Below are 19,734 nucleotides of genomic sequence, written 5' to 3'. Positions count from 1 at the left end.
TCAGTTCCTGAGCCGGGGGAGGACCTCCGAGCCCAGGCGGCGGATGTTCGCCAAGGTGCGGCGGTGGTCGCCCATGCCTTCCACCATGAGGATGAGGTGGCGGAGGCCGGTCGTCTCGCGGGTGGTTCTGAGCGTTTCCACGCAGTGATCGGCGTCGCCGACGGGATGCACGCGGGTCAGGAAATTTACGTATTCGTCCAGGTCGCGGGTCTGCCGGGGCTGGCCGTCTACGCGTACATATCCGGCTATGCCGGGTTCGAGCCACAGGGGAAGCTGGGCTCTCAGTTCGTCCTGGGTCTTCTTGGTCGAATCACCCACGAAAGCGACCACCGCGGCCATGTGCGGGGCGTCTATCGGGGATATATCCGCATATTCGGCCAGAATCAGTGCCTTGGCCGCGTCGTCCAGCTCCATCCCCAGCAGCATGCCCAAGCCCCGCTCCGCGGCCACCCGGGTCGTACGCCCCGAAGCCCTGGCCACCACCGGCCGCATCCGCGCCGACGGCACCATCGCCACCTCGCGGAACCGGAAGAACTCCCCGCTCGCCGCCACCGAAGGCTCGCTCAGCGCCCGGCACAGCAGATCGAGAGATTCCGGGAACCCCCGTTCCCACCTGTCCAGATCCGCGCCGAACACCTCCAGGTCCACCCACGGCCCGCCCCGCCCCACGCCCAGCGTGAAACGGCCGCCGGACAGATGGTGCAGCATGGCCGCCTGCTCGGCCAGCGCCACCGGATGCGTCGTGGACAGCACGCTCACCGCCGTCCCGACCCCGATCCGCTCGGTACGGCCCAGGGCCATCGCCGCCAGCGTGATCGCGGACGGGCACACCCCGTACGACATGAAGTGGTGCTCCGCGATCCACGCGTCGTCGAATCCGGCGTCCTCGGCGGCGACGATCGCCTCCATGGTGTCCCGCAGGACCTGTCCCGGCGGGCGCCGGGAAGATCCCGCCGCGATGAGGAAGACGCCGATCCGCATCCCTCCATGGTGCCCGGTCAGATGAGCCCAGGCGGCTCCTCCTGAGAGACGCCGCAGAAGAGCGTGGCGTCCAGAGCCGCCGCGCGCATCTCGGCCAGGAAGAGCGGAGACGGCAGCACATACGGTTCCGCCGCCGCCATGTCGACCTGGTAGCCCATGTCCCCGAGCGCCGCCACCGTGAGACGGCTCAGCGGATTGCCGAGGCCGGCGCCGACCCTGCTGGTCATGAGCTCGGCGCCGAACACCGACTCCCGCCAGTGCGAGCCGGCGCTGCCGGGACCGCCCACGTTCTCCACCGGGACGACGTGCGGTTCCGCACTGCCGAGCAGGGACGCGAACACCTCACGGGCCCTCGCGCCGGTGAAGACCGGGTCGGTGGTGCCAAGCCCTTCCACGAGGTGCAGGTCCTGCCAGATCCCCCCGCCGAGTCCCAGCGCGTGCCCCATCTCGTGCGCGATCACATCGTGCAGGAGCCCCGACTGTTCCATCCGGTCCAGGTCGAAACTGTCGAAGGTCATCGTGCCGACCGCCGGGAGACGGCTGCCCGTCCGCACGAGAATCGGCCGCGCCTGCCCCAGAATGTTGCCCTCCGGCGTCCCCGCACCGTCGATCTTGGCGCCCTGGGCGAGGATCACGATGTCGTCGACGGCCTCCCCCGGGGTGAGGCCCGCGGGCAGTTCCGGCACGTCGGGAATGGCGACGTCGGGCAGATCCCCGACGATCATCCGCGCCCACCGGTCGGCCGCGGCCGCGAACGCCGCCTTCTGCGTCTCGCTCAGACCCCCCAGGAACCGCACCTCGATCGTGAACGGCGACTCGGTAGCCGCCACCGCCCGCGCGCGCCCCGCGTCGGCACGCGCCAGATGTGTCTCGAACTCGTCCATCGCTCCGCCTTTCCACGTCACGGACTTGGCCATCGTCCCCCCGTCACCGGTCGTACGCCTTGAGTAACCCCCTACTCAACGTCACGACGTGGCCACCGCGTCCTTGATCTGGGCGAGCTGATCTTCGAGGCCGGTGCGCCAGCGGTCGAGCTCCCGTACCCCCGCCGTATGGGCTTCGGCGAGGATGTCGGTGGCCCTGCGCAGGCGCTCGCGCGTCTCCTCCTCGAGGGCGCGGGCGCGGTCCTGGGCCTCCGAGATGATCGTCTCCGCCTGCTCCCGCGCGTTGACGATCAGCAGCGTCGCCGTCTTCGGATCGGCGACGAGGCCTTTCAGGTGGGCGTTCTCCTGGTGCAGCCGGCGCAGGCTGGCCGCCACCTCGTTCAGGAAGACGTCGACTTCGGCGAGGTCATAGCCCTCGCGGAGCCGCCCGGTCGTGAACACTTTGGCGCGGACATCGTCGGCGGTCAGCGTCCTGTCGGTCATGGGATCGTTCACCGAGCCTTTCGCGGAGTGGAGATGACTTCCAGCAGGTACGCCCGCTGCCGGTCCGACAGATCGCCGAGCCGGTGATCGGGCGCGATGTCGTTGGCGGCGAGCAATTTCTTGACTTCGTCCGGCTGGTGGCCGGGCAGGGTGCGCAGCAGCCACCCGATGTGCGTCCCCTTGGTCAGGTCGTCGGTCCGCGCGAACACCTCAGACAGGCTCATGTAGCCCGCGGCGACGGCGGCGCGCAGGTGCTCCCTGCTGACCGGGGAGAAGCGAGTCGGAGTCGGGGTCGGCGCCGGCTGGGGTAGCCGGACCATCATCTGCCCGGTGGCGACGGGATGCTCGCCGCCGCCGGGCAGCAGGTGGGCGGCGACGAGCAGAACCGCCACCGTGCCCGCGACGCCGATCGCGCTCACCGCGTGCCGCTTCGGCAGCCGCCCGTCCGCCTGCCGGATCGCGGCCAGCTTCAGGCCCACCAGCGCCGTACGGAGCAGCACCCCCGCCACCACGCCGATCAGGATGGGCTCCACCCGCGGCGGCAGGGGACTGATGGTGGCGATCAGGATGCCGGCGGCGGGGCTGACACAGGAGAGGACCAGCCACGGCGCCAGCCGCCGGGAGGCCATGTCGAGCAGGGTGGTCAGGGCGAGGCCCTCGCTGGTGGAATGGACCATGAGGGCGATCACCACGATGGCCGAGGTGGTCAGGGCGAGCGTGGCGCCCTCGACCGCGCGGTGCACGGAGAGCGCGGCGGCGGTGCCCAGGCCGCTGAACACGGCCGCGCTGAGCACCTCCTTGACGCGGCGATGCAGCCCGGGCGCGTGATTCCCACCGGCGGGGCCGGTGTGCTCGTGCCCGCAGCCCTTCCGGGTGAAATAGGTGATCACCAGGAAGCCGGACAGGATCGCCAGCCCCACCGCCCACAGCGGGACGCCGTTCTCCACCGCCCCCCGCCAGGCGTCGGGCAGCATATCGATCAACGCGGTGACCAGCATCAACGCGGACGCGACGGCCAGCCATCCGGTGACCTGCCGCGCTTTCCTCCTGGCCAGCCACGCCCCGGCCAGCGTCGAGAGGCAGATCAGAGCGGCGGCCAGCCACACCGCGAGGGCAGGAGATCGGAGATCGAGCGGCAACACGAGCACTCCCTTGTGGATGTCATGGCGAACGACGTGCTTTGATTACAGAGCGTTGATATCCAGTTACTCAACGATTACACATCTGAACCACTGTTCAAGTGACTGTTGAAGATCCCCGGAGCGCGACATACACTCCGGCATATGAACAATGATTCAAGTGTTGTAGTGGCGCTGTCGCCCGACGCTTGTTCCACTCCCGTCGTGGACGCCGACCGGGTCGCCGCCGTCCGCCGCACGCTGCCGTCCGACGACGTGGTGCGCGAGCTCGCCGACGTGTTCTCGTTGCTGGCCGACCCTGGCCGGTTGCGCCTGATGGCCGCGCTGCTCGAAGGTGGCGAGATGTGCGTGTGCGACCTGGCCGCCGCCACCGGGCAGAGCATGTCCGCCGCCTCGCACGCGCTGCGCCTGCTGCGCACCCACCGGGTGGTCAAGGTGCGCCGTTCCGGGCGGATGGCGTACTACCAGCTGGCCGACTCCCACGTCCGCATGCTGTTCGACCTCGCGATCACCCACATCGGCCACGACGAGGAGCGGCGCGGTGGCTGAGCACGGTCACGGGCACGCGGCGGGCGGCGACCGCCGGTATCTGACCGGCGCGCTCGCCCTGATCACCGGATTCATGGCGATCGAGGTCGTCATCGGCGTCATCGCCCGGTCTCTCGCGCTGATCTCCGATGCCGGGCACATGCTCACCGACGCCATCGCCATCGTCGTCGCCCTGATCGCGATGCGCATCTCCGCGCGCCCGCCCCGCGGCGGCTACACCTACGGCCTCAAACGCGCCGAGATCATCTCCGCCCAGCTCAACGGCCTCACCCTGCTCCTGCTCAGCGCGTACTTCATCGTCGAGGGCGTTCGCCGCCTCGTGCACCCGCCCGAGGTCCAGGGCCTGTACGTGGTGCTCACCGGCCTGGCCGGAATCGTGGTCAACCTGCTGGCCACCTGGCTGCTGGCCAAGGCCGACCGGGGCAGCCTCAACGTCGAAGGCGCCTACCAGCACATCCTCAACGACCTGTTCGCCTTCATCGCCACCACCGTCGCCGGCGCCGTCATCTGGCTCACCGGCTGGGGCCGCACCGACGCCCTCGCCGCCCTGATCGTCGCCGCGCTCATGCTGCGAGCCGGCTGGGGCCTGGTCCGCGACTCCGGCCGCGTCTTCATGGAAGCCGCCCCCGTCGGCATGAACCCCACCGAAATCGGCACCAAGACCGCCGCGCTGGACTCTGTCGTCGAGGTGCACGACCTGCACATCTGGGAAGTCACCTCCGGCTACCCCGCGATGTCGGCCCACATCCTGGTCAAGCCCGGCGCCGACTGCCACGCCGTCCGCGCCGCCGCGGAAAGGCTCCTCCACGACGAGTACGGCATCGCCCACACCACCCTCCAGGTCGACCACGCCCCCCAGGAACTCCTCACGGTCGGCGCGCCCGCCACCCACTGCCGCGCCCCGCACGGCCCCGCGCACCGGCGGCTAGCATGATTCGGTGCGTGTGCTCGACAGGCGGGAATGGGAGGCCAGGGCCGAGGCTCATCGGCGGCGCGTAGACGGGTGGATCGGCCCGCATCTCAGCCGTCGCAGGGCCGGGGTGGCGCACCCGGTGGAGGACTTCCTGTTCAGCTACTACGGGTATCGGCCGAGCCGGTTGCGGCGGTGGCATCCGGGGGCGGGCGTCGTGCTTGAGGGGGCGCGGGAGTTCGGGACGGGATACGTCGACGTCGAAGGCGGCGCGACCCTGGACACGGCCGCGCTCGTGCCGCGGCGGCGGGAGACCCTCACGTGGGTCGCGGGCCTGCTGGCGGCGACCGCCGGGCGGCCCGGGCAGTTCGGGTGTTTCGGCATGCACGAGTGGGCGATGGTCTACCGCCTGCCGCCCGACCGGGTCAGGCACGCCACGCAGCCGCTGCGGATGTCATCGGAGGCGGTGGCCGCCGTCGTCGAGGAGCGCCCGCTGCGGTGCAGCCATTTCGACGCGTTCCGGTTCTTCACCCCGCAGGCCCGCCCGCTGAACCAGGCCCAGCTCACCCGCGAACACCAGGTCGAACGCGAACAGCCCGGCTGCCTGCACGCCAACATGGACCTCTACAAGTGGGCGAGCAAGCTGTCCCCGCTGGTGCCGGGCGAGCTGGTGGCCGACTGCTTCGAACTGGCCAGGGACATCCGCGCGGTCGACATGCGCGCCAGCCCCTACGACCTGAGCCACCACGGCTACCCGCCCATCCCGGTCGAGACCCCGGCGGGCCGGATCGAGTACGCGGCGGCCCAGCGGGACTTCGCCGAGCGGGCCGCCCCGCTCCGCCGGCGGCTGCTGGCCGCCTGCGAGGGACTGCTAGCCGAAGCGGGCGCACTGTAGGACGGCCGGGATCAGGCGCTCGTTCTCCGGGGCCGCGCCCGCCGGGACGGGCAGCCGCCGCCGCGCGTAGCCGTACGCGATGCCGCTGCGCGGGTCGGCGAACGCCTGCGAGCCCGCCGCGCCGCTGTGGCCGAAGGCGTCGGGGCCCAGCGCGGGGTAGAGCAGCGGCACGGCTTCGAAGCCGAGCGCGAACTTGTTCACGTCGCCGGTGACCAGGTCGGTTCCCGGCGTGTGCAGGCGGGAGAACTCCGTGATCGTGGCCGGGGTCAGCAGTGGCGGCTTACCGTCCAGGCCGGAGACGGCGGCGGCGTACAGAGCGGCGAGCCCCCGCGCGTTGGCGACGCCGCCCGCGGACGCCGGGCCCAGCGCGCGCGTCTGGCGGCTGTTGGCGAAGGCCACCAGATCGGTGGGGGAGGGGGCGTTGAGATTGAACGCGACGCCGGTCAGGCTCGCCGGATCCACGACCTCCCCGGGAACGGGACGCATCGGCCGCGCCGGGACGAACCGCGATTCGAACTCGGCGGGCAGCCCCAGATAGAAGCCGATGTTGTACGGCGCCCGGATGCGCTCCTCGTATATCTCCTGAATCGATTGCCCGGTCGCCCGCCGGACCACCTCACCGGTGAGCGCGCCGATCACGAAGGCGTGATACCCGTAGGCGGCTCCGGGAGTCCAGTACGGGCGCTGTCCCGCCAGCTTCTTCGCGATCAGCCGATCGTCGGCCAGTTCCGCCTCGCTGAACCCCCCATCCACCCCGATCAGGCCCGCCCGATGCGCCAGCAGCCCCCGCAGCGTGATCTCGGCCGGAAACTCCGGCCACCACTCGCCGACCCGATGATCCAGATCGAGTACGCCCTCCTGCACCAGCAACGCCACGACCAGATGCGCCGCCCCCTTGGTAGAGGAGAAGACCGCGAACAGCGAATCACCCGCGACCCCGTCCCCCGCCCACAGATCGACCACCTGCTGCCCATCCCGATAAACGGCAAGCTGCGCCCCAGGCTCATCCGGCCCCTCCGCGACAACGTCCTCGAACGCCTCCCGCACCCCCTCAAACCCAGGCGCCACCGCCCCACGCACAGTGATCATTAAGCCAACTCCCAGTTCCCAGCCTTTTTCGGGCACTCTAGGCCCAATTCCGGAAATTTCGGTAGATCAATCTTGGGGTTAGCGCCCGTCCCGAACCAGCCACCGCGCTCGCCCCCTGCTTCCTCGTCGCCCTCGTCAAAAAATGACCGTAAGGCGGTCGAAAGGTGGTGGGGGGAGGTGGGGCGGAGGGCGTACAAAGAGAAAAAGGGAGTTCGCGGGACGGGAATTGGGGGAGGGGACGGAGACGAGCACGCCGATGGGCGTGCGGACCGTGAGAAGGGAGCGGGAGATGCCAGCCCAACGAGAGATGCCCGACACCCTGCGCCGATCCCCCAAGCGGGCCCAGGAAACGTGGGCCAAGGCGCATGACGCCGCCGTCCAGGAGTACGGCGAGGGCGAACGCGCGCACCGGACCGCATACGCGGCGCTCAAGCGCACCTGGGAGAAGATCGGTGACCACTGGGAGGCCAAGTCCAGGCGGGGTCCTTCCGACGAGCGGGCCGCGAGCAAGCGGCGCGGCGTGGGCCGGACCGAGGAGGGCGTGAACGCCAAGGCGTCCAAGCAGCACCTGTACGACGTGGCCAAGCGAATGGACATCGCCGGACGTTCCAGCATGACCAAGGAGGAGCTGGTCGCCGCCATCAGGAAGGCCAACAGGCGCAGCGCGGCGCGCACCAGAGCGTGACATAGCCGGACATCGCGGGATCCCGTGCGATAGGTCAGAGCCGACGGACCGGGGATTCCGCTGGAGCGCGGCGACAGGTTCGCGTTGATTTCATGATCTGCGGAGGACCACCAGGGCGACATCGTCCTCGCGGTCCGGGGGCATCAGCCCGTTCAGCAGCCGGTCGCAGAACACGTTCAGGTCGGGTTCCACCACGGCGGCCAGGTCCCGGAGGCGGGCCATGCCGTCGAGAACGCCCAGATCCCGGCGCTCGACCAGGCCGTCGGTGATCAGCACCAGCGCGCCGCCGGGCGGCAGCAGGACCGCGGTCTCGTCCGGGCGGGGCAGGTCGGCGCCGAGAAGCGGGCCGGGGAGGGGCACGTACTCGGCCCGCCCGTCCGCGATCAGCAGCGGCGGCAGGTGGCCGGCGTTGCACAGCAGCACCTCACCCCCGGCCGGGTCGACCAGCAGCAGCACCACGGTGGCCAGTTCCCGGGGCAGGAAGGTCAGCATGAGCTGGTTGACCCGGCGCAGGATCTCGCCCAGCCCGTGCCCTTCGCTGGCGTAGGCCCGGACCGCGTGCCGGATCTCCGCCATCACCGTGGCCGCGTGCAGCGAATGCCCCATGACGTCGCCCACCGCCACCAGCAGGCGGTCGCCCAGCATGATCAGCTCGTAGAAGTCGCCGCCGATCTCGGCTTCGGTGGTGGCGGGGATGTAACGGGCGGCCAGGTCCAGACCCGGCACCCGCGGCAGCGACCGGGGCAGCAGGCTGCGCTGCAGCGTCAGCGCGATCCGCCGCCCCTCATCCAGCGACCGCAGCCCTTCGACCGCCAGCGCCACGGTCTGGCTGAGCTGGGACAGCACGTGCAGGTCGGCTTCGCTCGCGGTCACGTCCGCCGGGACCAGGACGGCCACCAGCGGTTTGGCCTGGAGCCTGGCCAGCGCCACCCGCACCTCACCGGCCCGCGCCGACGGCGCCAGCAACGCCGCCCACCCGGAACCGGGCCCCGTCATGATCGTGAAGCCGTGCGGGGCGGCGCCGAAATCGGCCTGCCCGGCCGGAATCCGCATCGAGTCCCCGCCCGCGATCGCGACATGGGCGTGCTCCCCGTCCAGAGCCGAGGCCACCACGGACGCCGCGCAGCCGAACATGCGAGCCGCCCCCTCGGCCGCCGCCCGTACCAGATCCGGCACCCCGCCGGCCGAGTTGACCGCCAGCGTGGTGTCGGCCAGCGCCGCCAACTGCCCGGCCAGCCGCTCCGCCCGCCGCCGTGCGCTGGCGTACCTGAGCATGGCGTGTACGGTCGCCAGCAGCACCTCGGGTTCGACCGGCTCGGTGATGATGGCGTCCGCCCCCCGCGCCAAGCCCTGGGTACGGTCCCGCACCTCGACCCCCGACGTGGTGAGATGAATGACCGGCACCGCCGCGCTGGCAGGATCCCCCTTGATGCGCTCGCACACCTCAAAGCCATCCATGTCGGGCATACGCACATCCAGCAGGACGAGGTCCGGCAACTGCTCCCGGACCGCGTCCAGAGCCTCCTGCCCGCTCGCGGCCTCGATCACCTCGTAGCCGGAATGCTCCAGCCATCGCCCGATCACATACCGGTTGGCGGCGACGTCATCGACCACCAGGATGCGCTCAGCCACCGCCCCCGACCCCCTGATAACGGGATATTTCACCTTAGGGAAGGAGGCAATTATGCGGCATGCTCAGGTCGTTTTGAGGGTAACCAGATAAGCCAAGATCAGAATGGTGAGGAACACGACCAGGACGCTGCCGCCGCTGATCGCCACGATGTGGGCGCGCCGGATCAGCCAGCGGATCGCGCCGAGCACCAGCATGATCGCGCTGCCCAGCATGAGCAGCGTCAGGCTGGCGGGGTCGAGGGGAACGGGCACTTGCACCACGAAGTGGAGCATTGCCATGGACTCACCTCACTGAAGTCAACTTGATTGTCCCGGCAGTACCTCCGGTTCGACCGGTTCGGTGAGATAGCTTTCCGTCTCCCGGGCCAAGCCCTGGGTACGGTCCCGCACCTCGACCGCCGTCGCGGTGAGGTGAATGGCGGGCACCGTCGCGCTGGTGGGTTTCGCCTTGATGCGCTCGCGCAACTCCCATCGCTGGAGAGTAGGGAGCCAAGTATGTTTCCCTACGAAGCGGAATCAGTGTGGCAGGCAGCGGCCGTATCCCCATCCACGGCACCCTGCTCGGAGCCGTGGGCCCGATGACTATCCTTCCGATCTTCATCTCCTACCGGCAATTCTCAGGCGGATGGCTCTCTGGGCCTTTACCAATTTCCATCTGATCTTCTCGCGCCTGGTCACATCGACAACCCGGGAGGACACTGACCTGTCGATCGCGACGCAATCTTCGCTTGCGTCGCCGCGCTAAGGCCCATGCAATCGAAGCCCCGATTAGCGAGGCGAGAAGATTGTTCGCGAGATCGATGAAGTAGCCCATGCCACGCCTATTGCCTGGTAGAGACGTTGTTGCGCCAATTGTGGAGCACTGTCCACGGCGAGAGCAAGGGCGATCGGCTGTCTCTAAGAATTCATGTGAAATCGGTGTATTGCTAAATCAATTGATGGATGGGTTTGCGGGTTTGGTGAACTCACTTAATTGTGGCTGGGAGTGTTTGAAGTGTGAAGTTTCGAAATTTGCCCGCTGATGTTAACACTCACTTCAGGGCATTCAGCTGAACGGATACTGTCGCCGGACGCGCCTGATGGCCATCAAACATGCGGGCCATCGTTCCGTGACTGATCAGCGGATATGATCACCTTTGGTTCGTGTCGTGGGACGTCGGACTTCCCCGAGTTTCCCCAGGTTGGCGGAGAGGGCACCGATTCAGTCACAAATGAATCTTGATCGACGACTCTCGACGTGGAACCTTAGAAAAGGTGTGCTTAAGGTCCTGAAGTTCAGGTGAATCGGGGTTCGAGTGACGGACGAGGGCCCCCATGCGGGGATCGCGCTGGCGCGCCGGTTACGGGCGCTTCGCGAAGAGTGCTGGCCGGGCCTGCGGATCACCCAGGCTCAGCTCTGCGCCGCCTTCGGGGTCAGCGTTCCGTTGATCTCATCATGGGAGTCGGCGCGCACCCCGAAGATCCCGCCGATGGAGCGGATCAAGAGCTACGCGGCTTTCTTCGCCACTGAACGGTCGATGGAGGGCGTCACACCCCGGATGCTCACGTTGCGGGAGCTGACAGATGCGGAGCGGTCCGAATTCGACCAGCTTTACACCGAGCTAAAACGACTGCGCGTCGCCGCGCTCGTCGGCCAGGGCGCAGTTCATGCGAGCGCGGAAGACAAACGCGCCACCTTCAGCGAGGGCCCATGGCATTTCGACGACGGTATGCCGATCACCATCATCTGCTCCCAGCTCCCGGACTCCCAGCGAGCCAAGATCCCGTACGCGGATCCGAACACTCCCGACTACATCGACCTCTATCGCTACTCCGACCTCGATTCGCTGTTCGAGCTCCACGGTCACCTGCGCGCGGCGAATCCGCTCAGCCTTGTTACCCTGCGCTCGATCGAGGAGCTCAACGCCGACGATCTCACCACCCATATCGTGTTGCTGGGCGGCGTGGACTGGAACCGCATCACCGCGTCCTTTCTCGACCGGCTCGAACTCCCCGTGCGGCAGGTGTCCGACTGGGCCGGCGAGAAGGGGCCCTATTTCGAGGTCGCCGAAGTCGACGGCACCAGGCGGTATCACGCCACGCTGGACCAGGACCAGACCCTGCTGGAGGACGTGGCCTTCTTCTATCGGGGCCCGAACGTCGACAACGTCCAGTGCACGGTCAGCATCTGCAATGGGATGTACGCGCGGGGCGTCTACGGCGCGGTCCGGGCGCTGACCGACGCGCGGTTCCGGGAAAGGAACTCCGGGTATCTGCGTAGGCGTTTCGCGGGTGCGGACGCCTACTGCATGCTCATGCGGGTCCGGGTCGAGGGCAGGATCGCGCTCACGCCGGACTGGACGATCGACGCGGCTCGGCTGCACGAGTGGCCGGAGTCGCTCGATGAGAGCTGAGGCCGCGCCGGACCACCACGGTTCGCACCGTCATCTGATCAGCGAATACGACGACCTACCCGATGATGCTCCGAGGCCCGTGCACGCCATCGTCGTCCCCACGATCCGGCATCCCCGCTGGCTGCGGCACGCGGCCCGGCTGGCGCAGCACCTGAGCTGCCCGCTCGTGTCGCTGCACAGCCGGAACTGGAGCAACGCCGAACTCGCGGACGCGGTCGTACCGTCCGCGGTCCACCTCATCGCGATCGACATCGACGACGTCGGCGCGCTGAACCTGCCGGACTTCGCAACCGACGCCCTGCTGCGGAACACCCCTTTCGTGCGATTCACCGACCTGAGCGCCAAGCGCAACCTGGGGCTGGCGCTGGCCCGGATGATGGACTGGCAGCGCATCGTCTTCCTCGATGACGACATCGAGGTCGGCGCGCCGCACGAAGTGTCACGGGCCGCCTCGCTTCTGGATATATACGACGTGGTCGGGATGCGAATCGGCGGATACCCCGACAACTCCGTGGTGTGCCACGCGTACCGAGAGACCGGGGGGAGCCAGGACTCGTTTGTGGGGGGTGGCGCTCTCGCCGTGGAGACGACCCGGAACTTCTCCTTCTTTCCGAATGTGTACAACGAGGATTGGTTCTACCTGCTGGGGGATAAGACGGTGCGGCCGCTCGCCGTGACGGGGATGGTGCGGCAGCGGCCGTACGACCCTTTCGACCGGCCGATCAGGGCGCGTGATCAGGAGTTCGGCGATGTGCTGGCCGAGGGCGTCTACTGGCTTCTCGACGAGCGGCCGGAGCACGGATGGAGCGTGGCGGCCGATCGCGGGCACTGGGAGCGTTTTCTCGCGCGGCGCCGGGATTTCGTCGAGGGCGTGCTCCGCCGGGTGCGGGAGTCGCCGGAGACCGTGCCGTTCGACCGGAAGGCCGCGGAGGCCTCGCTGCAGGCCGCTCTCGGCCGCCTCAGCAGGATCGAACCGGAGTTCTGCGTCGCCTATCTGGAGGCGTGGCTGGAAGATCGTGTCCGATGGGAGAAGCACCTGAGCGGCTTGCCCAAACACCTGCCGAGCTTCGCCGACGCGGTCGAATACCTGGTCGGAGAGGGAAAGCCGGGACTGCGCTGGAAACATCGGGTTCCCGATAACCTATGATTTCTCCGGCGTTTAGCCGGGAATGTGTGGTTTGTGGGACATATTGATATCCGACGGGCCGATTACGGAGATCTTCCTGACCTGGTGCGCGCGCTGGGGCAGGAACACTATTTCCGTGATCGGCTGAACTCCCAGGCCATCGGCCATGGTGTTCTGCTGATCGCCTGGCAGCACGGCGCCCCCGTCGGCGACGTCTACCTGTGGCTGGCGGCGGCCGAAGAACGAGAACTCCGGGTGCATTTACCGGACGTGCCATTGATCACCCATGTGGAGGTCGTCGAGGGCCGGCGCAATAGGAGGGTGGGCACCCGGCTCATTCGCCACGCCGAGCGTTTTCTGTGGGAAGCCGGACGCAAGCAGGTCGCCCTCGGCGTGGCCATGGACAATGACGCCGCCCGGCGGTTGTACCTTCGGCTGGGTTATACGGAATGGCCACACGGCCCAGTGGCCACCACGGAAGTCGTTTTCCGTCCCGACGGCACGCGTGAACTCCGGCCGGAGTTGTGCGCGATCCTGACCAAGCACCTCGACCGCGGCCGGACAGATGACCATACCGGCGGGTAGATGGGTGGGCGTGTGGCGGGTGCGGTTGGAGAATGGGGATATGTCGGCGATCAGGGCTGTTCGGGCGGCGGATGTGACGTTGCGGGTGGCCGCGGGAGGGGCGCCGCTGGCCGAGCGGGAGGTGGTGGTCGCGCAGCGGGAGCACGCGTTCCTGTTCGGGTGTACCGGGTTTGATTTCGTGGATCTGGCCAACGGAGCCGGGAGCGAGCAGGACGAACGGCTGGCCGAGTTGTGGTTCGGGCTGTTCAACGCGGTGACGTTGCCGTTCTACTGGGGGCGGTTCGAGCCTGAGCGGGGGCGGCCGGACACCGCGCGGCTGCTGACGACGGCCCGCTGGTTCGCGGAGCGCGGGTGCGTGGTCAAAGGGCATCCGCTCGCCTGGCACACGGTGACGGCGGACTGGCTGATGGACCTGCCCAACGACGAGATCGCGCGCGTGCAGGTCGAGCGGATCACACGGGAGATGACCGATTTCGCCGGGGTCATCGACATGTGGGATGTCATCAACGAGGTCGTGATCATGCCGATCTTCGAGCAGTACGACAACGGCATCACCCGCATCTGCCGGGAGATGGGCCGGATCCCGATGGTGCGCATGGTGTTCGACGCCGCCCGCGAGGCCAACCCGCGCGCGACCCTGCTGCTCAACGACTTCGACATGTCCGCCGCGTACGAATGCCTGATCGAGGGCGTCCTGGAAGCGGGGATCACGATCGACGTCCTCGGCCTGCAGAGCCACATGCACCAGGGCTACTGGGGCGAGGAGAAAACCCTCGCCACCATCGACCGTTTCGCCCGGTACGGCCTGCCGATCCACTTCACCGAGACGACCCTCCTGTCCGGCCACCTGATGCCCCCGGAGATCGTCGACCTGAACGACTACCAGATCCCCGACTGGCCGTCGACCCCCGACGGCGAGGCCCGCCAGGCCGACGAGGTCGTCCGGCACTACCTGACTCTGCTCTCCCACCCCTCGGTCACCGCCATGACGTACTGGGGCATGACGGACGGCGGCTGGCTCGGCGCCCCCGGCGGTTTCGTCCGCTCCGACGCGACCCCCAAACCGTCGTACGAGGCCCTGCGCACCCTCATCAAGGGCGACTGGTGGCTCCCCCCGACGACCTTGCGCACCGACGCGGAGGGCCGGGTCAGATTCAACGGCTTCCTGGGCACGTACGAGGTCTCGGCGGCCGGAAACAACGCCACCTTCACCATCGACACCCCCGGCGAGGCGACGGCCGAGGCCACGCTCACGAACTAGCGCGTTTCGCCTGGCGGTAGACGCGCATCTTGGCGCGGGTGCCGCAGACGGCCATCGAGCACCAGCGGCTCCCGCGGTTGCGGGAGCGGTCATAGAAGATCCATTCGCAGCGGGGCTCGTGGCAGGCTTTGAGGCGCTGCCAGGAGCCGTCCGCCACCGCGCCCGCGACCGAGGCGAGAATGATCGCGAGCGCCCCGCGAATATCCGTGAGCGCGGGCTGAAGCCCCAGCCGGTCGGCGCCGAAGCCGACCACGAGGGGACAGTTCCTGGCGATGTGGGCGATGGCGCGGCGTGCTTCCAGGTCGGGGGCGTTGCCGTTGTTCTCGCGCAGGAGCGCGCGGACCGCCTCCCGCAGCACGACGGCGTCATGCCGGTCGAGTTCCCCGACCGGGAGCGAGCCGAGGCCGTTGCGCGCCAGCCAGCCCGCCAGCCCTTCGGTGGTCGCGAACTCGTCGGGGCCGAACTCGATGTTGACGCTGTTGACGAAGACCTGAACGAGGCCGAGCGGGCCGGGAGCGACGGCCCTGTCCGCCGGAGGGACCTTCATACCCTCCTATCTAGCTCATCAGGTGACGAAACGGCGACAGCGGCTGTCATGCGGTCGGAACACTCACGTTTCAACCCGTTGACGAGCACGTATCCCCTATGTAACCTTTGGCCAGCGCTGCGCAAGAATCTTGCAAAGTGCTGTTCAATTTCTCGCTGTTCCTCGCAACTTCAGGGATGCACTGCGTCCGTGCACCTGCCCCCCATCCGCGTCCGGTGACGGCGACGCGTCGCGCCGGCCCAGCCCTGTCGTTCCTGACGAGAGATAGAAGAGCGCGATGAGAATGACGCACGGACCGTTACGCATGGTCGCCGCCGCTGTCGCGGCCGGCCTGCTCGTCCTGGTGGGATCGGTAGTCCCGGCCGCCGCCGCGGGCGGGCCCAACCTCAGCCTCGGCAAGACCGCCTCGGCCAGCTCCACGACCGCGGGACACGCGGCGAGCAACCTCAACGACGGCAACCAGGCCACCTACTGGGAGAGCACGAACAACAGCTTCCCGCAGTGGGCCCAGGTCGACCTGGGCAGCGCCACCAGCATCGACCAGGTCATCCTGAAGCTCCCCGCCGACCCCGCCTGGCAGACCAGGACCCTCACCCTGTCCCTGCAGAGCAGCAACGACGGCACCAGCTACGCGACGATCGTCGGCTCGTCCGGCCGCACGTTCAACCCGGCCACGAACAACACCGTGACCATCGACTTCCCGGCCGTCACCACCCGCTACGTCCGGGTCAACATCACGGCCAACACCGGCTGGCCCGCCGGCCAGCTCTCCGAGCTCGAGGTGTACGGCACCAGCACCGGCGGCTCCGCCAACCTCGCTCAGGGCAAGACCATGACGGGCAGCAGCGTCTCGCAGAACTACGTCGCGAGCAACGCCAACGACCTCAACCAGGCCACCTACTGGGAGAGCAACAACAACGTCTTCCCCGAGTGGCTCCAGGTCGACCTCGGCGCGTCCGTCTCGGTCAACCGCGTCGTGCTGAAGCTGCCCGCCTCCGGCTGGGCCACCCGTACCCAGACGCTCGCCGTCCAGGGCAGCACGAACGGCTCCACGTTCAGCGACATCGTCGCCTCGGCCGGATACGTGTTCAACCCGGCCTCCGGCAACACGGTCACGATCAACTTCGGCGCCACCACGACCCGGTACGTGCGGCTGAACATCACCGCCAACACCGGCTGGCCGGCCGGCCAGATCTCCGAGTTCGAGGTGTACGGCCCGAGCACCGGCGACCCCACCCCGCCGACCGCGCCGACCAACCTGGCGTTCACCGAGCCGACGCCGGGCCAGGTCCAGCTGACCTGGACCGCCTCCACCGACAACGTGGGCGTCACCGGCTACGACATCTACGCCAACAACCAGCTGCGGGCCAGCGTCGGAAATGTCACGACATACACCGACACACAGCCGCTCAGTGCCACGGTGACGTACTTCGTCCGGGCCAAGGACGCCGCAGGCAACCAGTCGGCCAACAGCAACAGCGTGACCCGGCAGGGCCAGACCGGCGACACCCAGAACCCGACCGTGCCCGGCAACCTGGCCTACACCGAGCCCGCCTCCGGCCAGATCCGGCTGACCTGGACCGCCTCCACCGACAATGTCGGCGTCACCGGCTACGACGTCTACCGCAACGGCGCCGTCGCCGCCTCGGTCGCCGGCAATGTGCTCACCTACACCGACAACCAGCCCGCCACCGCGACCGTGACGTACTACGTCCGGGCCAAGGACGCGGCCGGCAACCTCTCCGGTGAGTCCAACTCGGTGACCAGGCCCGGCTCCAACCCGCCGGGCAGCAACCTGGCCACCGGCAAGGAGATGGTCGAGTCCGGCCACGTCCACACGTTCGTCGCGGCCAACGCCAACGACGGCAGCCTGGACACCTACTGGGAGGGCGCGTCCGGCACCTGGCCGAGCACGCTCACCGTCAAGCTGGGCGCCAACGCCAACATCACCTCGGTGGTGCTGAAGCTCAACCCGTCCAGCGCATGGGGCACCCGTACCCAGAACATCCAGGTTCTGGGCCGCGAGCAGGCCGCCACCGGCTACACCAACCTGGTGACGGCGGCCAACTACACGTTCAACCCGGCCTCGCAGAACAGCGTCACCATCCCGGTGACCGCGACGACCGCGGACGTGCAGCTGCGCATCAACAGCAACACCGGCGCGCCCGGCGGCCAGATCGCCGAGTTCCAGGTGTTCGGCACCCCCGCCCCCAACCCCGACCTGGTCGTCACCTCGGCCACCTGGTCACCCGCCTCCCCGGTCGAGACCGACGCCATCACGCTGTCGGCCGTGGTCCGCAACAACGGCACCGCGAACGCCCCGGCGACCAGCGTCAACCTCTACCTGGACACCACCCGGGTCGCCACGGTGAACGTCCCGGCGCTGGCCGCGGGCACCCAGACGACCGTGACCGCCAACATCGGCCCGCGCGACGCCGCAAGCTACTCGGTGAACGCCAAGGTCGACGAGGCCAACACGATCATCGAGCAGAACGACGGCAACAACAGCTACGTCAACACCACCGCGCTGGTCGTGCGCCCGGTCGACAGCTCCGACCTGGTCGCCTCCCCGGTGGCCTGGACCCCGAGCAACCCGTCCGGCGGCCAGACCGTCACCTTCAGCGTCGGCATCAAGAACCAGGGCACGGTGGCCTCGGCCGGCGGCGCCCACGGCATCACCCTGACCGTGCTCAACGACCAGGGCACCGTGGTCCGCACGCTGACCGGCTCGCACACCGGCGTCATCAACGCCGGCGCCACCACCACCCCGGTCAGCCTCGGCACCTGGACGGCCGCCAACGGCCGTTACACGGTCCGCGTCGTGCTGGCCAACGACGCCAACGAGCTGCCGGTCAAGCAGGCCAACAACACCACCAACACCAGTCTCTTCGTGGGCCGCGGCGCGAACATGCCGTACGACCACCTGGAGGCGGAGGACGCCGTCCGCGGCGGCGGCGCCGGTCTCGTCGGCCCGAACCGCACCATCGGCGACCTCGGCGGCGAGGCCAGCGGCCGGCGCGCCGTCACCCTGAACACCAACGGCGCGTTCGTCGAGTTCACCACCCGGGCGGCCACCAACACCCTGGTGACCCGCTTCTCGATCCCCGACTCGGCGGGCGGCGGCGGCCTCAACTCCTCCCTGAACGTCTACGTCAACGGGACCTTCCACAAGGCGATCAACCTGACCTCCAAGTACGTCTGGCAGTACGGCAACGAGGCGAGCCCGAACAACTCGCCCGGCTCCGGCGGCCCGCGCCACATCTACGACGAGGCCAACATCTTCCTGGACCAGTCGTTCCCGATCGGCACGAAGATCCGCCTCCAGAAGGACCCCGGCAACGACACCACGTACGCGATCGACTTCATCGACACCGAGCAGGTCGCGCCGATCGCCAACCCCAACCCGGCCACGTACGTCGTGCCGACCGGCTTCACCCAGCAGGCCGTCCAGGCCGCCTTCGACAAGGCGCGCATGGAGACCGGCTGGGAGGGCGTCTACCTGCCCACCGGCGACTACCAGACGTCCCAGAAGTTCACCGTGTACGGCAAGGCCATCAAGGTCGTCGGCGCCGGCCCCTGGTACACCCGGTTCTACGCGCCGACCGGCCAGGAGAACACCGACATCGGCTTCGACGTGCAGTCGTCGGCGAACGGCGCCTCCTTCACCGGCTTCGCGGTGTTCGGCAACTACACCCAGCGCAACGACGGTCCCGGCAAGGTCTGGAACCTGACCGGCGTCAGCAACATCGCGATCGACAACATGTGGATCGAGCACCAGATGGTCATGGTGTGGGGCACCAACATCAACAACATCAGCCTGACCAACAGCCGCATCCGCGACATGTACGCCGACGGCCTCAACTTCACGAACAACAGCCGCAACAACACGGTCAGGAACATCGACGCCCGCTCCACGGGTGACGACGCCTTCGCCCTGTTCAACGCGGTCGACATCGTCCAGGGCGACAACACGGGCAACCTCTTCGAGAACCTCTCGGTGACCACCCCGTGGCGCGCGGCCGGCCTGGCGATCTACGGCGGCTTCGACAACACCTTCCGCAACATCTACATCGCCGACACGCTGACCTACTCCGGCATCACGGTCAGCTCGCTCGACTTCGGCTACCCGTTCCGGGGCTTCGGCACCACGCCGACGCGGATCGAGAACGTCTCGATCATCCGGTCCGGCGGCCACTTCTGGGGCCAGCAGACCTTCGGCGGCATCTGGATGTTCTCGGCCTCCAAGGAGTTCCGCGGCATCCGGATCAGCGACGTCGACATCGTCGACCCGACCTACAGCGGGATCATGTTCCAGACGAAGTACACCGGCAGCCAGCCGGAGTTCACCCACACGGACACGATCTTCACCAACATCACGATCACCGGGGCGCAGAAGAGCGGCGACGCCTTCGACGCCAAGTCCGGCTTCGGGATCTGGGTCAACGAGCTGCCGGAACCCGGTCAGGGCCCGGCGGTCGGCTCGGCCACCTTCAACAACCTGGTGATGAGCAACAACTTCCAGAACATCAAGAACACCACGTCGACGTTCACCCTCAACATCAACTGACCCAACGG

General features: G+C 68.2%; 18 protein-coding genes. 9 read left to right on the top strand and 9 right to left on the bottom strand.

Going from position 1 to position 19,734, the window contains the following annotated elements:
* The 4 genes from Amac_RS11150 to Amac_RS11135 all read right to left on the bottom strand — a co-directional run bounded on the left by Amac_RS11150 (position 1) and on the right by Amac_RS11135 (position 3,490).
* Entirely contained in the window at positions 1-981 is a 981-nt protein-coding gene (locus tag Amac_RS11150; protein ID WP_155354258.1) for an LLM class flavin-dependent oxidoreductase, read from the bottom strand.
* Between the two features lie 17 nt (positions 982-998).
* Positions 999-1,865 carry a leishmanolysin-related zinc metalloendopeptidase gene (locus Amac_RS11145; RefSeq protein ID WP_170322433.1) on the bottom strand — a complete coding sequence of 289 codons (867 nt, stop codon included), beginning with the start codon at positions 1,863-1,865 and terminating at the stop codon, positions 999-1,001.
* 81 nt (positions 1,866-1,946) lie between these two features.
* On the bottom strand, positions 1,947-2,348 hold the full coding sequence (locus Amac_RS57255; protein ID WP_155354256.1) for a DivIVA domain-containing protein: 402 nt from the start codon (positions 2,346-2,348) through the stop codon (positions 1,947-1,949).
* 8 nt (positions 2,349-2,356) lie between these two features.
* On the bottom strand, positions 2,357-3,490 hold the full coding sequence (locus Amac_RS11135; RefSeq protein ID WP_155354255.1) for a ZIP family transporter: 1,134 nt from the start codon (positions 3,488-3,490) through the stop codon (positions 2,357-2,359).
* Positions 3,491-3,631: 141 nt separating this feature from the next.
* Here Amac_RS11135 and Amac_RS11130 point away from each other — a divergent pair, with 141 nt between their 5' ends.
* The 3 genes from Amac_RS11130 to Amac_RS11120 are packed head-to-tail and all read left to right on the top strand — an operon-like array spanning position 3,632 to position 5,841.
* A complete protein-coding gene (locus Amac_RS11130; protein WP_155354254.1) occupies positions 3,632-4,036 on the top strand; it encodes an ArsR/SmtB family transcription factor in 405 nt (134 codons plus the stop codon).
* Complete coding sequence (locus Amac_RS11125) at positions 4,029-4,970, top strand: cation diffusion facilitator family transporter (RefSeq protein WP_246268249.1); 942 nt, start codon at positions 4,029-4,031, stop codon at positions 4,968-4,970. The genes Amac_RS11130 and Amac_RS11125 overlap by 8 nt, the downstream gene beginning before the upstream one ends.
* A 4-nt stretch (positions 4,971-4,974) precedes the next feature.
* Positions 4,975-5,841, top strand: a complete 867-nt coding sequence (locus tag Amac_RS11120; RefSeq protein WP_155354253.1) for a 3-methyladenine DNA glycosylase — start codon at positions 4,975-4,977, stop codon at positions 5,839-5,841.
* Here the strand turns inward: Amac_RS11120 and Amac_RS11115 are convergent.
* A complete protein-coding gene (locus Amac_RS11115) occupies positions 5,818-6,930 on the bottom strand; it encodes a serine hydrolase domain-containing protein (protein ID WP_155354252.1) in 1,113 nt (370 codons plus the stop codon). The two genes, Amac_RS11120 and Amac_RS11115, sit on opposite strands and share 24 nt — an antisense overlap.
* 289 nt (positions 6,931-7,219) lie before the next feature.
* Here Amac_RS11115 and Amac_RS11110 point away from each other — a divergent pair, with 289 nt between their 5' ends.
* Positions 7,220-7,615 carry a ChaB family protein gene (locus tag Amac_RS11110; RefSeq protein WP_155354251.1) on the top strand — a complete coding sequence of 132 codons (396 nt, stop codon included), beginning with the start codon at positions 7,220-7,222 and terminating at the stop codon, positions 7,613-7,615.
* A 90-nt stretch (positions 7,616-7,705) separates the two neighbouring features.
* Here the strand turns inward: Amac_RS11110 and Amac_RS11105 are convergent, their stop codons facing one another.
* The 3 genes from Amac_RS11105 to Amac_RS11095 all read right to left on the bottom strand — a co-directional run bounded on the left by Amac_RS11105 (position 7,706) and on the right by Amac_RS11095 (position 9,712).
* On the bottom strand, positions 7,706-9,247 hold the full coding sequence (locus Amac_RS11105) for a fused response regulator/phosphatase (RefSeq protein ID WP_155354250.1): 1,542 nt from the start codon (positions 9,245-9,247) through the stop codon (positions 7,706-7,708).
* A 63-nt stretch (positions 9,248-9,310) separates the two neighbouring features.
* Entirely contained in the window at positions 9,311-9,526 is a 216-nt protein-coding gene (locus Amac_RS11100; RefSeq protein ID WP_155354249.1) for a hypothetical protein, read from the bottom strand.
* Between the two features lie 18 nt (positions 9,527-9,544).
* Complete coding sequence (locus Amac_RS11095) at positions 9,545-9,712, bottom strand: response regulator (RefSeq protein ID WP_155354248.1); 168 nt, start codon at positions 9,710-9,712, stop codon at positions 9,545-9,547.
* Positions 9,713-10,542: 830 nt separating this feature from the next.
* Here Amac_RS11095 and Amac_RS11090 point away from each other — a divergent pair.
* From Amac_RS11090 to Amac_RS11075, 4 genes are all read left to right on the top strand, one after another.
* Positions 10,543-11,640 carry a helix-turn-helix domain-containing protein gene (locus Amac_RS11090; RefSeq protein ID WP_155354247.1) on the top strand — a complete coding sequence of 366 codons (1,098 nt, stop codon included), beginning with the start codon at positions 10,543-10,545 and terminating at the stop codon, positions 11,638-11,640.
* Positions 11,630-12,787, top strand: coding sequence for a hypothetical protein (locus tag Amac_RS11085; protein WP_155354246.1), 1,158 nt, complete (start codon positions 11,630-11,632; stop codon positions 12,785-12,787). Before Amac_RS11090 ends, Amac_RS11085 begins: the two co-directional genes overlap by 11 nt.
* An 84-nt stretch (positions 12,788-12,871) precedes the next feature.
* Positions 12,872-13,351, top strand: a complete 480-nt coding sequence (locus tag Amac_RS11080; RefSeq protein WP_170322432.1) for a GNAT family N-acetyltransferase — start codon at positions 12,872-12,874, stop codon at positions 13,349-13,351.
* Positions 13,352-13,391: 40 nt separating this feature from the next.
* On the top strand, positions 13,392-14,612 hold the full coding sequence (locus Amac_RS11075; RefSeq protein ID WP_155354244.1) for an endo-1,4-beta-xylanase: 1,221 nt from the start codon (positions 13,392-13,394) through the stop codon (positions 14,610-14,612).
* On the opposite strand, the gene Amac_RS11070 is transcribed toward Amac_RS11075, so the two are convergent.
* Entirely contained in the window at positions 14,602-15,159 is a 558-nt protein-coding gene (locus Amac_RS11070) for a CGNR zinc finger domain-containing protein (RefSeq protein WP_155354243.1), read from the bottom strand. The two genes, Amac_RS11075 and Amac_RS11070, sit on opposite strands and share 11 nt — an antisense overlap.
* Positions 15,160-15,436: 277 nt before the next feature.
* Between Amac_RS11070 and Amac_RS57250 the strand changes: the two genes are divergently transcribed.
* A complete protein-coding gene (locus Amac_RS57250; protein ID WP_155354242.1) occupies positions 15,437-19,726 on the top strand; it encodes a galactose-binding domain-containing protein in 4,290 nt (1,429 codons plus the stop codon).
* Positions 19,727-19,734 lie beyond the last annotated feature (8 nt).

This window comes from Acrocarpospora macrocephala, from assembly GCF_009687865.1.
GTDB classification, from domain to species: Bacteria; Actinomycetota; Actinomycetes; order Streptosporangiales; family Streptosporangiaceae; genus Acrocarpospora; species Acrocarpospora macrocephala.
The sequence above is the reverse complement of the archived record's forward strand: the minus strand, read 5'-3'. Positions and strand labels throughout refer to the sequence as shown.

What these genes read in the sequence shown, in the direction of transcription:
- Amac_RS11070 (WP_155354243.1), bottom strand. Translation starts at nt 15,159, where the DNA reads ATGAAGGTCCCTCCGGCGGACAGGGCCGTCGCTCCCGGCCCGCTCGGC.
- Amac_RS11150 (WP_155354258.1), bottom strand. Translation starts at nt 981, where the DNA reads ATGCGGATCGGCGTCTTCCTCATCGCGGCGGGATCTTCCCGGCGCCCG.
- Amac_RS11075 (WP_155354244.1), top strand. Translation starts at nt 13,392, where the DNA reads ATGTCGGCGATCAGGGCTGTTCGGGCGGCGGATGTGACGTTGCGGGTG.
- Amac_RS11110 (WP_155354251.1), top strand. Translation starts at nt 7,220, where the DNA reads ATGCCAGCCCAACGAGAGATGCCCGACACCCTGCGCCGATCCCCCAAG.
- Amac_RS57250 (WP_155354242.1), top strand. Translation starts at nt 15,437, where the DNA reads ATGAGAATGACGCACGGACCGTTACGCATGGTCGCCGCCGCTGTCGCG.
- Amac_RS11100 (WP_155354249.1), bottom strand. Translation starts at nt 9,526, where the DNA reads ATGGCAATGCTCCACTTCGTGGTGCAAGTGCCCGTTCCCCTCGACCCC.
- Amac_RS11115 (WP_155354252.1), bottom strand. Translation starts at nt 6,930, where the DNA reads ATGATCACTGTGCGTGGGGCGGTGGCGCCTGGGTTTGAGGGGGTGCGG.
- Amac_RS11145 (WP_170322433.1), bottom strand. Translation starts at nt 1,865, where the DNA reads ATGGACGAGTTCGAGACACATCTGGCGCGTGCCGACGCGGGGCGCGCG.
- Amac_RS57255 (WP_155354256.1), bottom strand. Translation starts at nt 2,348, where the DNA reads ATGACCGACAGGACGCTGACCGCCGACGATGTCCGCGCCAAAGTGTTC.
- Amac_RS11085 (WP_155354246.1), top strand. Translation starts at nt 11,630, where the DNA reads ATGAGAGCTGAGGCCGCGCCGGACCACCACGGTTCGCACCGTCATCTG.
- Amac_RS11130 (WP_155354254.1), top strand. Translation starts at nt 3,632, where the DNA reads ATGAACAATGATTCAAGTGTTGTAGTGGCGCTGTCGCCCGACGCTTGT.